The organism is Pseudomonas sp. G5(2012), from assembly GCF_000408945.1.
In the GTDB taxonomy this organism is placed as follows: Bacteria; Pseudomonadota; Gammaproteobacteria; order Pseudomonadales; family Pseudomonadaceae; genus Aquipseudomonas; species Aquipseudomonas umsongensis.
Map to the genome: position 1 here is coordinate 1 of NZ_APIO01000095.1, position 13,419 is coordinate 13,419.

General features: G+C 60.0%; 13 protein-coding genes. 2 read left to right on the forward strand and 11 right to left on the reverse strand.

The window, feature by feature from the left end:
- Positions 1–161 precede the first annotated feature (161 nt).
- The 9 genes from PG5_RS25125 to PG5_RS25165 form a co-directional block, all read right to left on the reverse strand.
- Positions 162–1,526: a heavy metal sensor histidine kinase gene (locus tag PG5_RS25125; RefSeq protein WP_020799881.1), complete on the reverse strand. Its 1,365-nt coding sequence runs from the start codon at positions 1,524–1,526 to the stop codon at positions 162–164.
- The gene (locus PG5_RS25130; RefSeq protein ID WP_020799882.1) at positions 1,516–2,193 is read right to left on the reverse strand and encodes a heavy metal response regulator transcription factor; all 678 of its coding nucleotides are present in this window, start codon (positions 2,191–2,193) and stop codon (positions 1,516–1,518) included. Before PG5_RS25130 ends, PG5_RS25125 begins: the two co-directional genes overlap by 11 nt.
- A 9-nt stretch (positions 2,194–2,202) precedes the next feature.
- Entirely contained in the window at positions 2,203–5,304 is a 3,102-nt protein-coding gene (locus tag PG5_RS25135; protein ID WP_020799883.1) for a multidrug efflux RND transporter permease subunit, read from the reverse strand.
- Positions 5,301–6,461: an efflux RND transporter periplasmic adaptor subunit gene (locus PG5_RS25140; RefSeq protein WP_020799884.1), complete on the reverse strand. Its 1,161-nt coding sequence runs from the start codon at positions 6,459–6,461 to the stop codon at positions 5,301–5,303. The genes PG5_RS25135 and PG5_RS25140 overlap by 4 nt, the downstream gene beginning before the upstream one ends.
- Before the next feature lie 105 nt (positions 6,462–6,566).
- The gene (locus PG5_RS25145; RefSeq protein ID WP_020799885.1) at positions 6,567–6,881 is read right to left on the reverse strand and encodes a hypothetical protein; all 315 of its coding nucleotides are present in this window, start codon (positions 6,879–6,881) and stop codon (positions 6,567–6,569) included.
- Between the two features lie 58 nt (positions 6,882–6,939).
- Positions 6,940–7,398 (reverse strand): N-acetyltransferase, encoded by a 459-nt coding sequence (locus PG5_RS25150; RefSeq protein ID WP_033042996.1) that lies wholly within the window; start codon positions 7,396–7,398, stop codon positions 6,940–6,942.
- A gap of 27 nt (positions 7,399–7,425) precedes the next feature.
- A complete protein-coding gene (locus tag PG5_RS25155; RefSeq protein WP_020799887.1) occupies positions 7,426–8,328 on the reverse strand; it encodes a chemotaxis protein CheV in 903 nt (300 codons plus the stop codon).
- 201 nt (positions 8,329–8,529) lie between these two features.
- The gene (gene bfr / locus PG5_RS25160) at positions 8,530–9,006 is read right to left on the reverse strand and encodes a bacterioferritin (protein ID WP_020799888.1); all 477 of its coding nucleotides are present in this window, start codon (positions 9,004–9,006) and stop codon (positions 8,530–8,532) included.
- A 198-nt stretch (positions 9,007–9,204) separates the two neighbouring features.
- Positions 9,205–9,423, reverse strand: coding sequence for a bacterioferritin-associated ferredoxin (locus PG5_RS25165; RefSeq protein ID WP_020799889.1), 219 nt, complete (start codon positions 9,421–9,423; stop codon positions 9,205–9,207).
- Positions 9,424–9,729: 306 nt separating this feature from the next.
- On the opposite strand from PG5_RS25165, the gene PG5_RS25170 reads away from it, so the two are divergent.
- A complete protein-coding gene (locus PG5_RS25170) occupies positions 9,730–10,332 on the forward strand; it encodes a peroxiredoxin (RefSeq protein ID WP_020799890.1) in 603 nt (200 codons plus the stop codon).
- Positions 10,333–10,547: 215 nt separating this feature from the next.
- Here the strand turns inward: PG5_RS25170 and rnt are convergent, their stop codons facing one another.
- Together rnt and pyrC are read right to left on the reverse strand one after the other, a co-directional pair.
- Positions 10,548–11,225, reverse strand: a complete 678-nt coding sequence (gene rnt / locus PG5_RS25175) for a ribonuclease T (RefSeq protein ID WP_020799891.1) — start codon at positions 11,223–11,225, stop codon at positions 10,548–10,550.
- The gene (gene pyrC, locus PG5_RS25180; RefSeq protein WP_020799892.1) at positions 11,222–12,268 is read right to left on the reverse strand and encodes a dihydroorotase; all 1,047 of its coding nucleotides are present in this window, start codon (positions 12,266–12,268) and stop codon (positions 11,222–11,224) included. The genes rnt and pyrC overlap by 4 nt, the downstream gene beginning before the upstream one ends.
- A gap of 159 nt (positions 12,269–12,427) precedes the next feature.
- Between pyrC and PG5_RS25185 the strand changes: the two genes are divergently transcribed.
- Positions 12,428–13,333, forward strand: a complete 906-nt coding sequence (locus PG5_RS25185; RefSeq protein WP_020799893.1) for an OmpA family protein — start codon at positions 12,428–12,430, stop codon at positions 13,331–13,333.
- Positions 13,334–13,419 lie beyond the last annotated feature (86 nt).

The window sequence follows — 13,419 nt, forward strand, 5'->3', positions numbered from 1 at the left end:
GTGGCCGTTACCGCAGCAACGGATATGTACTCCGCAGCAATGGATATGTACTCAGACAACAATCTCCCACAGGCTTCGACGCGGCACGGATCAACGAGCAACACCCAAAACGAGGCGGCCTGCCGGTCGGCCTGTTTTCGGGGGGGAGGGAGCGTGGGGCCTCAGACGGGCAAATGCATGCCAAAGGTATTCATGCCATGGTCGCTGCGCACGAACACATCGCCGCCATGCATCAGGGCAATCGCCTTGACGATGGCCAGGCCCAACCCGTGGTTGTTGCCACTGTTGCTGCGTGAGGCATCGACCCGGTAGAAGCGTTCGAACAGGCGCGGCAGATGCTCGCTGGAAATCGGTGCGCCCGGGTTGGCGACGCCGATGCTGACCTGGTGCTCGCCTGCTTCGATTCGCACCTTGATGACTTGTCCGGGGTCGGTGTGCTGCACGGCGTTGTTGAGCAGGTTGATCAAGGCCCGGCGCAGGTGGGCGATCTCGATTCGCACCTGGGCATCGCCGCTGACCTGAACCTGTACCTGGGCGTCCTCGAGAATGAAGTCCAGATATTCCAGGGTCGTCGCCACTTCCTCCGCCAGTGAGGTGGAGGTCAGTTTGGTGGCCTTGCTGCCCTGGTCGGCGCTGGCCAGGAACAGCATGTCATTGATGATCGAGCGCAGCCGTTCAAGTTCTTCAAGGTTCGATTGCAGCACCTCGAAATAGTGTTCCGCCGAACGCCCGCGTGTAAGCGCGACCTGGGTCTGGCCGATCAGGTTGGTCAGCGGCGAGCGCAGTTCATGGGCGACATCGGCGTTGAACGATTCCAGGCGCGAGTACGCCTGTTCGACCCGTTCCAGTGTCGAGTTGAACGAGTCGACGAATTGATTCAACTCAGGGGGCAGCGACGACAGGCGCAAGCGACCTGAACGCAATGGCGGGGCCAGGCGCTGGGCTTCCTGGGATAGCTTGATCAATGGTTTGAGCCCGATCCGCGCCACCCAGTAACCCAGCGCCGAGGCCATCAGCACGCCGATAACCGCCAGGCTGATCAGGGCGATCAGCAACTGGTGCTGGGTATGGTAAAAAGTTTCGGTGTCGATACCGATCATGAATCGCAGGGGCGGGCGCTGATCCTTGGCCGGGAATTGGCTGACCAGCACTTTCAGCGGGTAGGGGTGATCCGCCAGTTGCAAGTCGCGCATGCCCAACGGTCCTTCGGCGAAGGCACGGATGCTCGGGGTCGGATTGCCGTATTCGTACTGGGGATCGCCGCTGACGATCCAGAAACTGATGCGCTTGTCTTCTTCGCCGAGCAGCTTGAGCTTGTTATTGATCTTCACCCAGTGCTCGGGCGTGCCGTAACGGCCGACGGTCGATTCGAGCACGCTGTAGCGCGCGTCCAGTTCGGCTTCGGGCAACAACCCCAAACCTTTGTCGACCTGTTGGTACAGCGCCCAGCCGATCAACAGGAACACCAGCAGCGCCACCAGGGTAAACATCCCGCTCAGGCGCAGCGCAATGCTATTACTGGACACCACGGCTCTCCAGTACATAACCCATGCCACGAATCGTGTGCAGCAATTTCTCTTCGAATGGCCCATCGAGCTTGGCTCGCAAGCGTTTGATCGCGACTTCGACGACGTTGGCGTCGCTGTCGAAATTGATGTCCCAGACCATTTCGGCGATGGCCGTCTTCGACAGGATTTCACCCTGGCGACGGGCCAGAACACTGAGCAGCGAGAACTCCTTGGCTGTCAGGTCCAGGCGTGTGCCGGCGCGGGTGGCCTTGCGGCTGATCAAATCTATCCACAGGTCGGCGATGCTCACTTGCACCGGCTCGTGGCCACCGCTGCGCCGGGTCAGCGCCTGCAGGCGTGCCACCAGTTCGAGGAAGGAAAATGGCTTGCCCAGGTAGTCGTCGGCACCGTCGCGCAGGCCCTTGATGCGGTCTTCGACCCGTTCGCGGGCGGTGAGCATGATCACCGGCGTTTGTTTGCGCGCACGCAAGGCGCGCAATACACCGAAACCGTCGAGGGCCGGCAGCATCACGTCGAGGACGATCACCGCGTAGTCGCTTTCCAGCGCCAGGTGCAGGCCTTCCACGCCATCGCGGGCCAGGTCCACGGTGTAACCCTGTTCCGTCAGGCCGCGGTGAAGATAGTCCGCGGTTTTTTCTTCGTCTTCGATAATCAGGACGCGCATGACCCCGCCTCAGTCTGTGCTCGCCAGCGCCGGCACGGGCGCGGGCTTGGGCCTATGGAAGAGTCGTTCAAGCCATAAGTATATGACCGGCGTGGTGAACAGCGTCAGTGCCTGGCTCACCAGCAGGCCGCCGACCACCGCGATCCCCAGGGGTTGGCGCAGTTCGGCGCCGGTGCCATAGCCGAGCATCAGCGGCAGGGCGCCGAGCAGTGCGGCGAGGGTGGTCATGATGATCGGGCGGAACCGCGTGAGGCACGCCTGGAAGATCGCTTCCTCCGGCGCCAGGCCGCCCTTGCGCTGCGCGTCGAGCGCGAAGTCGATCATCAGGATGCCGTTTTTCTTGACGATGCCGATCAGCAGCACCAGCCCGATCAGCGCCATGATCGAAAAGTCCTGGCCGCAGATCCACAGCATGATCACTGCGCCCAGCCCGGCCGAGGGCAGAGTCGAGATGATCGTCAGCGGGTGGACGAAGCTCTCGTAGAGCACACCAAGAATGATGTAAACCGCCACCAGCGCCGCCAGGATCAACCATGGCTGACTGGCCAGCGAACTCTGGAACGCCTGGGCCGCGCCCTGGAAGTTACCGCTGATGGCCGTTGGCATGCCGATGTCGACCTTGGCCTGGTTGAGCATGATCACTGCATCGCCCAGCGCCACACCGGGCGCCAGGTTGAACGACAGGTTGGCGGCCGGGAACATGCCGTCATGGGCGATGGACAGCGGCCCCACCGTGGGCGCATCGAATTTCGCCAGGGCCGACAGCGGCACCATTTCCCCGCTCAGGGGCGAGCGCAGATAGAAGTAGTTAAGGCTTTCGGCCTTGCCGCGCTGGCGCGTGTCCAGTTCCAGGATCACGTTGTACTGATTGATCTGGGTCTGGAATTCGTTGATCTGGCGCTGGCCGAAGGCGTCGTACAGCGCTTCGTCGACATCGCTGGCCGTCAGGCCAAAGCGTGCCGCGGCACTGCGGTCGATGCTGATGTGGGTGATGCTGCCGCCCAGTTGCAGGTCGTTGGAAATGTCGCGAAAGGCCGGGTTGCCACGCAGTTTTTCCGTCAGGCGCTGGGTCCAGGTGCTCAGGATTGCACCGTCGTTGCTCTTGAGTACGTACTGGTACTGGGCCCGGCTCGGGCCGGAGCTGAGGTTGATGTCTTGCCCGGCGCGCAGGTACAGGACGATGCCCGGAACTTTCATCAATTGCGGGCGAATACGGTCGATGAATTCGCTGGCTGAAACATCGCGGTCGCCGCGTTTTTTCAAGGCGATCCAGAAGCGGCCGTTGGCGATGGTCTGGTTGCTGCCCGACACCCCGACCGAGTGCGAGAAGGTCTCGACGGCGGGGTCGGCAGCGACGATTTCAGCCATCGCCAAGTGTTTTTTCACCATGTCGCCGTAGGAAATATCAGCGGCGGCTTCGGTTGTGCCGAGGACAAACCCGGTGTCCTGGATCGGGAAGAAGCCCTTGGGAATAAAAATGTAACCGGCAACGGCCAGGGCCAGCGACAGACCGAATACGCCGATCATCAACTTCTGGTGAGCGAGCGCGCGGCGCAGGCCTTTTTCGTACAGCGCGAGCAGGCGTTCGCCGAAGCCGGGCTTGTCGTGGGCGTGATGCACCGGCGCGCGCATGAACAGCGCTGCCAGGGTGGGCGCCAACGTCAGCGACACGACCACCGAAATCATGATGGTGGCGGTGGCGGTCAGGGCGAACTCCTTGAACAGGCGTCCGACCACGCCGCCCATGAACAGCAGCGGAATGAACGCCGCGACCAGCGAGAAACTGATCGATACCACCGTGAAGCCGATTTCTCCGGCGCCCTTGATCGCGGCCTCGCGCATACCGTCGCCTGCCTCCAGGTGGCGGTGGATGTTTTCCACCACCACGATCGCATCGTCGACCACAAACCCCACGGCCACCACGATTGCCACCAGCGTCAGGTTGTTCAGGCTGAAGCCCATCACGTACATCAATGCAAAACTGGCGATCAGTGAAACCCCCAGTACTGCCGACACGATCAGGGTTGCCGAGAGCTGGCGCAGGAACAGCGCCATCACCGCCACCACCAGCATGATCGCGATCAACAGGGTGATTTCCACTTCATGCAGCGAAGCGCGGATAGTCTGCGTGCGGTCAATCAGTGTCTTGACCTGCACCGAAGCCGGGAGCATCGCTTCCAGGCTCGGGAGCGCCGCTTGAATGCGGTCCACGGTCTCGACGATGTTGGCCCCCGGTTGGCGGAAGATCACCAGGTTGACGCCCGGTTGGGTGCCCGCCCAAGCCTGGACGTAGGCATCTTCCGAGCCGTTGACGACTTTGGCGACATCCCTGAGATGGACCGGTGCGCCGTCCTTGTAGGAAACGATCAGTTGGTTGTATTCCTCAGGATGGAACAACTGGTCGTTGGTGGACAGGGTCGAGATGCTCGATTCCCCATACAGCGCACCTTTGGCAAGGTTGAGGCTGGTCTGCTGGATCGCCAGGCGAATATCGGCGAGGGTCAGGCCAATGGCGGCGAGTTTGTCTGCCGAGACCTGGACACGAATCGCCGGACGTTGCTGGCCGGTAATCACGACCTGGCCGACACCGTCGATCTGACTGATCTGACGGGACAACAGGGTTTCCACCAGGTCGCTGAGCTCCGGGCCGGGCATCAGGGACGAGTTGACGCTGAGGATCAGTACCGGGCTGTCGGCCGGATTGACCTTGCGCCAGGTCGGCAGGTTCGGCATGTCCTTGGGCAGTTTGCCTGCCGCGGTGTTGATCGCGGCCTGGACCTCCTGGGCGGCGGTATCGATGCTCTTGTCGAGGGTGAATTGCAGGGTCAGGTTGGTTGAGCCCAGGGCGCTGCTCGAGGTCATTTGCGTCACGCCGGGAATGGCGCTGAACTGCACTTCAAGGGGTGTGGCCACCGATGAGGCCATGGTTTCCGGGCTGGCCCCCGGCAGTTGCGCGGCCACCTGTATCGTCGGAAATTCTGCTTGCGGAAGCGGCGCGATGGACAGGCGCGGGAAGGCAATCGCCCCCAGCAGCACCAGGGAAAACGTCAGCAGAATCGTCGCCACAGGGTGGTCAATGCACCAGGCGGATACCGAACCGTGGCCTTTCATGGCGCCGACTCCGATTTTACGACCTGCGGCGGGTCGGTGAGTACTTGCACGGTAGCACCGGGCTTGAGCCGCGACTGGCCATCACTGACCAGCACGTCACCGGGTTTCACCCCTTTGATGATGCTCTGACCGCTACTTTGATGAACCATCTGCACCGGTACGGTTTCGACCTTGTTGCCATTCACCCGATAGACGAAGTGCTGATCGAGGCCACGCTGCACGACGGTGGGCGGTACGACCAGCGCATCTTTATCCAGCGCTGTCTGGATCTTTACTGTCACCAACAGGCCTGGCCAGAGTTTTTGCCCAGGATTATTGAATTCGGCCTTGGCGCGGATGGTGCCGGTGTTGGCGTTGATCTGGTTGTCGATCAGGGTCAAGTGGCCTTCGCCCAGCAGGTTGCCGGTTTCACCATCGGTGTCGGCACCGATGTAGGCCTTGACCTTGGCATGTTGTGGATCGTTGATCAGGCCTTGCAGGGTCGGCAGCATCTGCTGCGGCAGGGAGAATTCCACGGCGATAGGGTCGATCTGGGTCACCGTGAACAGTCCCTGGGTGTCCGTCATGCGCAGGAAGTTGCCTTCATCCACCGTACGAATACCGACGCGACCACTGACTGGGGAGCGAATCTGTGTGTACGACAATTGCACCTGGGCTGCGTCAATCGAAGCCTGGTTGCCTTGGGCCGTGGCCTTTAGCTGGTTGACCAGCGCTTGTTGCTGGTCGTAGGTCTGTTTGGACACCCCGTCGTCGACGCTCAACAGTTTGTAGCGCTTGAGATTGACCTGGGCCACTTGCAATTGCGCCTGGCTTTCGCCCAGTTGCGCCCTGGCCTGGTCCAGACTGGCGCGGATCGATCGGTCGTCGATCGTGGCCAGCAAATCACCTTTGCTCACCAGTTGGCCTTCCTTGACCAGGATCCTGGTGAGGATGCCGTCGATTTGCGGACGGACTACCACGCTGTGCAGCGATAGCACTGAACCGATACCGCTGACATAGCGGGGCACGTCTTTTTCGACCACGTTGACCACGCGTACCGGAATGGCGGCCTGTGTAGTTACCCGGGCTGCAGAGGGTTTGCCCAGGTACCACGCACCCAGCGCTACCAGCACGATCAGAAAGGCTGCAATAACAACGGTTTTTTTCTGAGTTCGCATGCGAGAGGGGCGCCGGGTCGGAAAGTGGAAGTGTGCGCAGCTTTGTCTATCTACGTTATATCCCTGTGACCCGGTCAGGAAAGTGACTGCTGACTGACAGCGGTGTCAGTTTGGGCGTATGGAGTCCCATTCGGTCACGTAGGCTGTTTTGCTTTTCTTGTTGTAGAGGCACAGTTCGGTTCCTTGTCGGCCTTTCATGTGCTTTTGCGGGTACTGGCCTTGCAGCAGCAGCGCGGTGTAACCGACCCGATCATCGAACTGCGCGGCGTTGCCGACGGGTTTGGCATTGGCCAGACCGCTGGCCTTGGTGCAGCTGGCGAGTACGGCTTTGTCGAAGGCGGCCCAGGCGTCGGGGCTGGAGGCCTGGGCCTGGGTAGCGAGGGCCGTGAGGCAAACGAAGGTGAGGGTGACGGCTTTCATGGTTTGGTGATCCTTGGGCGGGTGTGGGCCAAGGCCTGAGTATGCCTGAAGGTCTGGGTCAGACCGGCACTGGTTCCCGGCGGACTACATGCATCCCAGCCCTTTCATACAACTGCTGTGCGCGAACGTTGTCTTCCAGCACTTTCAAATCGACATACCCTTCGCGCCGCAGTTGAAACACCTTGAAGGCATTGAGCAGCAACGCTCGCCCCAAGCCCCGGCCTTGCGCCCGCGGATGCACCACCAGATCCTTGATGTAGGCGCTGGTCCAGCACTGACACACACCCGCGATACCCTGGGCATCCAGGGCGATGAAGCACAAGGCCGGATCATATTCAGGATCGGATTCAAAACGCTGTTGCCATTCGTCCAGGGCCGGGACGCGGCCGCCTCCTTGGGAGTAACCCAATTCCAGCAAGTCGTGAACCTCTTCTGCCTGATCGGGACGATAGCCGGTCAGGACGATCCCCTGAGGCCAGGCGGGGGCGGGCACGCCTCGCGCGAGACTGCGCCGCATGAGATAGCAGAATTGCTCGTTCAAGACTCAACGACCTTGTTCGGCGACAGCCTTGGCCGCGTCGATCAGGCACTTGGTCAGTTCCGGCGAAGAGAACTTGGTCAATACCGCATTGGCCCCCGCGAGCCGCGCCTTTTCGCTGTTCATCGCACTGTCCAGGGAGGTATGCAGCAGCACGTAGAGGTGCGCGAAGTCCGGGGTTTCACGCAGGGTACGGGTGAAGGCGTAGCCGTCCATTTCGGACATTTCGATGTCCGAGACGATCAGGTTGATCTGCTGGGCGGTGCCTTGCAGGTCCAGCAGGCAGTCGATGGCTTCCTTGGCGCTGCGGGCCGTATGGCATTGGAGGCCCAGGTTGCGCAAGGTGTGCACCGATTGCTGCAGCGCCACCTGGCTGTCATCGACCACCAGGATACGAGCGCTGCCCAGTATTTCTGCGTCTTCCATGCTGAGCTCGGTCGGCGCCATGTCGATGGGGACCGGGGCGATGCCATGGATGACCTTCTCGATGTCCAGCACCTGCACCAGAGTACCGTCGACCGAGGTCACGCCGGTGATGTACGAGCGCGAACCGCCAGAGCCGAAGGGGGGCGGACGGATGTCGGTGGTCAGGCAGTGCACGATCTTGCTCACCGCCTGGACATGCAAGCCTTGCTTGGAGCGGCTGACGTCAGTGACGATCAGGCACCCACCGTCAGGGTCTTCCAGCGGACGCTCACCGATGGCGCGGCTGAGGTCGATTACCGACAACGACGTGCCGCGCAGGGTGGCGATGCCTTTGACATGGGGGTGCGATTCGGGGAGTTTGGTCAGTGGTGGGCAAGGGATGATTTCACTGACTTTGAGCAGGTTGATCGCCATCAGCTTGCCACTGCGCAAGGTAAACAGCAGAAGCGAAAGTGAATCTGCGCGGGCTTTGGTGGAGGACATAAAAACCTTCTGTGGAAAAAGGTGGTGAGGCGATCAGTGGATCACCCACGGCTATCGATGCCAGGTTATCGACTTGTGGGGAGCAGGCTTTAGGAAAAATCCCCTGGGCCGGTTGAGACATTGGCAAATTGAAACAAAAAAGCCCCGCCTCTTTAAAAGAGCGCGGGGCCTTCTGTTACATCGAGGCGGGCAGTGTAGAACTTACTCGTCGTCGCCCATCTGCGATTGCAGGTAGTTCTCGATTCCGATCTTGTCGATCAGTCCCAGTTGGGTTTCCAGCCAGTCGATATGTTCTTCTTCGGATTCAAGGATATCTTCAAGCAATTCACGGCTGCCGAAGTCGCCCGCTGTTTCACAATGCGCGATTGCCGCTTTCAGGTCGGCATGGCCAGTCTTCTCGATACGCAGGTCACACTCAAGCATTTCCTGGGTGTGCTCGCCGATTTGCAGCTTGCCCAGGTCCTGGACGTTCGGCAGGCCTTCAAGGAACAGGATGCGCTTGATCAGCTTGTCCGCGTGCTTCATCTCGTCGATGGATTCGTGGTACTCGTGCTTGCCGAGCTTGTTCAGGCCCCAATCTTCGTACATGCGTGCATGCAGGAAGTATTGATTGATCGCGACCAGTTCATTGGCAAGGATCTTGTTGAGATGCTGGATGACTGTAACGTCGCCTTTCATGATGGGGTCCTGCCCTGTATTAGCTGTCTATAAGGCAGAGTTTGAGCCGCACTACTAAGAGTGTCAAACCTAAGTTATTGAATCATATATAAAAATTAATCGGAATAAGAATGTTTGTGTTCCGCGTCTAGCGCCTAAGCAGTTGATTTGCAGACATAAAAAAACCGGACATGAGTCCGGTTCTTTGAAATGCGGGATTTAGGCGGCAGTAAATTCAACTGGAAACGGGATCGAAGCCTGGGCCGTCTGCAACTTGGTCAGGGTCTCGCGGACCACTTCCTTGGCAAGGCAGGCACATTTGCCGCATTGACTGGCAACGCCGGTGGCCTGGCGCACTTCCTTGTAGCTGCAGCATCCTTCATAGATCGCATCGCGGATTTGGCCGTCGGTGACGCCAGTGCAGAGGCAAACATACATAAGTGAAGACCGTCGCTTGTTGATGTCTCGAATGCGATGGATCTTAATGTTAACGAGAATGATTGTCAAAGTGCTTTGAAAGCACTTTTTGCCAGGTCTGACGAACGGTTGGTCCGCAGTGTGCTGCCATCCTGATGACCCTTCGTCCTTTTTTACGCTCAGGGGAGAAACCGTTACGGACACGCCAAAAACGCGGTGTATGATGGCCGGTCTTTTCGAAACGGGTTTGTGTCACAGGGCTGTCGCCTGAGGGTGGCAGGCTGATGCAAACCTTGTTCTTAACGCTTCTACACCAGGAGATATCCAATGAGCGTACTCGTAGGCAAACAAGCCCCTGACTTCACCGTACCGGCCGTACTCGGCAATGGCGAAATCGTAGACAGCTTCACCCTGTCGTCGGCCATCAAAGGCAAATACGGCCTGGTGTTCTTCTACCCGCTGGACTTCACCTTCGTTTGCCCGTCGGAGCTGATCGCTCTGGACAACCGCATGTCTGAGTTCAAGGCGCGCAACGTTGAAGTGGTCGCTGTGTCGATCGACTCGCACTTCACCCACAACGCATGGCGCAACACCCCGGTTAACGACGGCGGTATCGGCGCAGTTCGTTACACCATGGCTGCCGACATCAAGCAGGAAGTCATGAAGGCCTACGACGTTCAGTCCGCTGACGGCGTGGCATTCCGTGGCGCCTTCCTGATCGACGACAAAGGCGTTGTCCGCTCGCAGATCATCAACGACCTGCCGCTGGGCCGTAACATGGAAGAGCTGCTGCGTCTGGTTGACGCCCTGCAATTCCACGAAGAGCACGGTGAAGTTTGCCCTGCCAACTGGAAAAAAGGCGACAAAGGTATGAACGCTTCGCCAGAAGGCGTTGCGGCTTACCTGACCGAGCACGCTGCTGCGCTGTAAGGCACACGCTCCAGGTACAAAAAAACCGGCCCTTGAGGCCGGTTTTTTTATGCGCGGAGTAAACGCAAGACCCCTGTAGGAGCGAGCATGCTCCGGGCGGCGCTCCGACGATGGACTCAAGAACACCGCGGGAATCCAGACTGCCCGCGTTATCGTTCACGACCATCGCGAGCAAGCTCGGCTCCTACAAAGAGCAAAGGGCAGAAAATCTTCAATCAATCGTCGAAATCTTCCCAACCACCCATTTGTTTCCAGCGGTTGACGATGCCGCAGAACAGCTCGGCAGTCTTCTCGGTGTCGTAGCGAGCCGAATGCGCCTCGCGACCGTCGAAGTCGATATCGGCGGCCTGACAGGCCTTGGCCAGCACGGTTTGACCGTAAGCCAGGCCCGCGAGCGTCGCGGTATCGAAACTGGAAAATGGATGGAACGGGTTACGCTTCATGTCCAGGCGCGCAACCGCGGCGTTGAGGAAGCCCAGGTCGAAGCTGCTGTTGTGCCCAACCAGAATCGCCCGTTTGCAGCCGTTGGCCTTGAGTGCCTTGCGCACGCCGCGGAAGATATCGTTCAGCGCCGCTTCTTCAGTCACGGCCATGCGCAGCGGGTGATCAAGCTTGATCCCGGTGAACTCCAGGGCTGCCGCTTCAATGTTCGCACCTTCAAAAGGCTCGACCCTGAAGAAGTAGGTGTGATCGGGGTACACAAAACCCTTTTCATCCATGGCGATCGTGGTTGCAGCAATTTCCAGCAGGGCGTCGGTGGCCGAGTTGAAACCACCGGTTTCTACGTCGACGACAACCGGCAGGTAGCCACGAAACCTGGCGGCCATTGGATGACGGGAACCGCCACCACCGCCTTGACCTTCCTGTTCGTCGTCGAAATGGTCTTCACTCACGCGTGTTCCTCCAGCAGGCGCCAGCGCAGTTTTTCACCGGCGCGCAGCGGGATAACGGTCAACTCGCCAAACGGCAGGCTGGTCGGGGCGGTCCATTCTTCGCGGACCAGGGTAATGCGATCGGTGTTGGCCGGCAGGCCATAGAAACGCGGGCCGTTGAGGCTGGCGAAGGCTTCGAGCTTGTCCAGCGCGTTACGTTGTTCGAACGCCTCGGCGTACATCTCGATCGCCGCATAGGCGGTGTAGCAGCCGGCGCAGCCGCAAGCGGCTTCTTTGGCGTGCTGGGCGTGGGGCGCCGAATCGGTGCCGAGGAAGAACTTTTCGCTGCCGCTGGTGGCGGCGTCGAGCAGGGCTTCCTGGTGCGTATTGCGCTTGAGGATCGGCAAGCAATAGAAGTGCGGCCGAATTCCACCCACCAGCATGTGATTGCGGTTGTACAGCAGGTGATGCGCGGTGATGGTCGCGCCAACGTTGGCCGAAGCCGAGTTGACGAACTGCACGGCGTCGGCGGTGGTGATGTGTTCGAACACCACCTTGAGCGTCGGGAAACGCTCGACCACCCGACGCATGTGCTCATCGATGAAGATTTTTTCGCGGTCGAACACGTCGACATCGCCGCGGGTGACTTCACCGTGGATCAGCAAAGGCATCCCGACTTCGGCCATGGCCTCGAGTGCAGGGAAAATCTTGTCGATGCTGGTGACGCCCGAGTCCGAGTTGGTGGTCGCGCCGGCCGGGTACAGCTTGGCGGCGTGAACGAAACCGCTGGCCTTGGCCTCGCGAATTTCTTCAGGCTGGGTGCGGTCGGTGAGGTACAGGACCATCAGCGGTTCAAACGGGCTGCCGGCCGGGCGGGCAGCGAGAATCCGCTGGCGATAGCCGTCGGCTTCAGCCGCATTGCGCACCGGCGGTACCAGGTTGGGCATGATGATGGCGCGGCCAAAGGTGCGCGCGACATCCGCGACGGTATTGGTCAACACGGCACCATCGCGAAGATGAATATGCCAGTCGTCGGGACGCAGCAGGGTCAGGCGGTCGGACATGAGGGGATTCCAGGCGGGTCAAACTCAAGGGAATGCTACCGGAAAAGACTCTTGCAGGCACCCGCTATCAAGTTTTACGGGAAGCTTCCGATATCCAACAGGTATGCCGTAAACATCTGTGTGTCGGTCTTTTTGTCGTAGAAGCCAGTGGAGCCTCCCGTGCGCCAGCGTTATTTAGCCTTGCTCAGTGTGTTTGCCAGCCTTCCCGCAATGGCACTCACTTTCCAGACTCGCCTGGAGAGCATTGAGTGGACGGTCGAAGGCGACAAGTTCGAGTGCCGGCTGACGCAGCCGGTCACTGATTTCGGCTCGGGCCAGTTCGTGCGCCGCGCTGGCGAGCAGGCGATATTTCGTTTGAATGCGTACAACGCAATGATGGGCGGTGGTTCTGCCACTTTGTTGGCCGCCGCCGCGCCTTGGCAGCCAGGACGTGGTGATATCAATCTGGGCACGGTACGGATCGGCAGCGGCAATGTCCTGTTCAACAGCTCACAGGCCCAGGCCGGACGCTTGATCAGCGGCCTGATCGACGGACGCAGCCCCGTGGTCCGGCACTCCTCGGGCGATGGCCGGGTATCGGAGGTGCGTTTGTTGCCGGTCAGGTTCAACAAGGCGTTTGCCGATTATCAGGGCTGCGTGGCCAAGTTGCTGCCGCAGAACTTCGATCAGGTGAAGCAATCCCAGGTCGGCTTTCCCGGTGGCGGTATCGATCTGGACGGGCCCGCCAAAGCCAGGCTGCAAGTCATGCTGGAATACATGAAGGCCGATCCGACCGTCAATCGCATCGAACTGGACGGCCACTCCGACAACAGCGGCAATCGCCTGACCAACCGTGACCTGTCACGGCGCCGGGCGCTGGCGGTGATGGAGTTTTTCAAGGCCAACGGCATCCAGGAGTCACAGATCACCCTGCGTTTCCATGGCGAGCGCTATCCACTGGCACCCAATACCAGCAACATCAACCGGGCGAAAAACCGCCGGGTGGCGATACGCCTGGAGCGGGGAGCCCCCGCGGAGCAGGTGGCCCCTCAAGCGACGAAGCCCACCGCTTCGGCAACTTCCTGACCCTTCGGTCATCGTCGCGCTCTCGACATAATCTGTCGCTTCGTCGTCATAAGCTGTCGCGCCACTGTAAATTATTCTGTATGGGC

Bases quoted from the DNA above. Each gene is read 5' to 3' on its own strand.
- PG5_RS25165 (WP_020799889.1), bottom strand. From the start codon at position 9,423: ATGTATGTTTGCCTCTGCACTGGCGTCACCGACGGCCAAATCCGCGAT.
- pyrC (WP_020799892.1), bottom strand. From the start codon at position 12,268: ATGTCCGACCGCCTGACCCTGCTGCGTCCCGACGACTGGCATATTCAT.
- PG5_RS25155 (WP_020799887.1), bottom strand. From the start codon at position 8,328: ATGTCCTCCACCAAAGCCCGCGCAGATTCACTTTCGCTTCTGCTGTTT.
- PG5_RS25150 (WP_033042996.1), bottom strand. From the start codon at position 7,398: ATGCGGCGCAGTCTCGCGCGAGGCGTGCCCGCCCCCGCCTGGCCTCAG.
- PG5_RS25135 (WP_020799883.1), bottom strand. From the start codon at position 5,304: ATGAAAGGCCACGGTTCGGTATCCGCCTGGTGCATTGACCACCCTGTG.
- bfr (WP_020799888.1), bottom strand. From the start codon at position 9,006: ATGAAAGGCGACGTTACAGTCATCCAGCATCTCAACAAGATCCTTGCC.
- PG5_RS25145 (WP_020799885.1), bottom strand. From the start codon at position 6,881: ATGAAAGCCGTCACCCTCACCTTCGTTTGCCTCACGGCCCTCGCTACC.
- PG5_RS25170 (WP_020799890.1), top strand. From the start codon at position 9,730: ATGAGCGTACTCGTAGGCAAACAAGCCCCTGACTTCACCGTACCGGCC.
- PG5_RS25140 (WP_020799884.1), bottom strand. From the start codon at position 6,461: ATGCGAACTCAGAAAAAAACCGTTGTTATTGCAGCCTTTCTGATCGTG.
- PG5_RS25130 (WP_020799882.1), bottom strand. From the start codon at position 2,193: ATGCGCGTCCTGATTATCGAAGACGAAGAAAAAACCGCGGACTATCTT.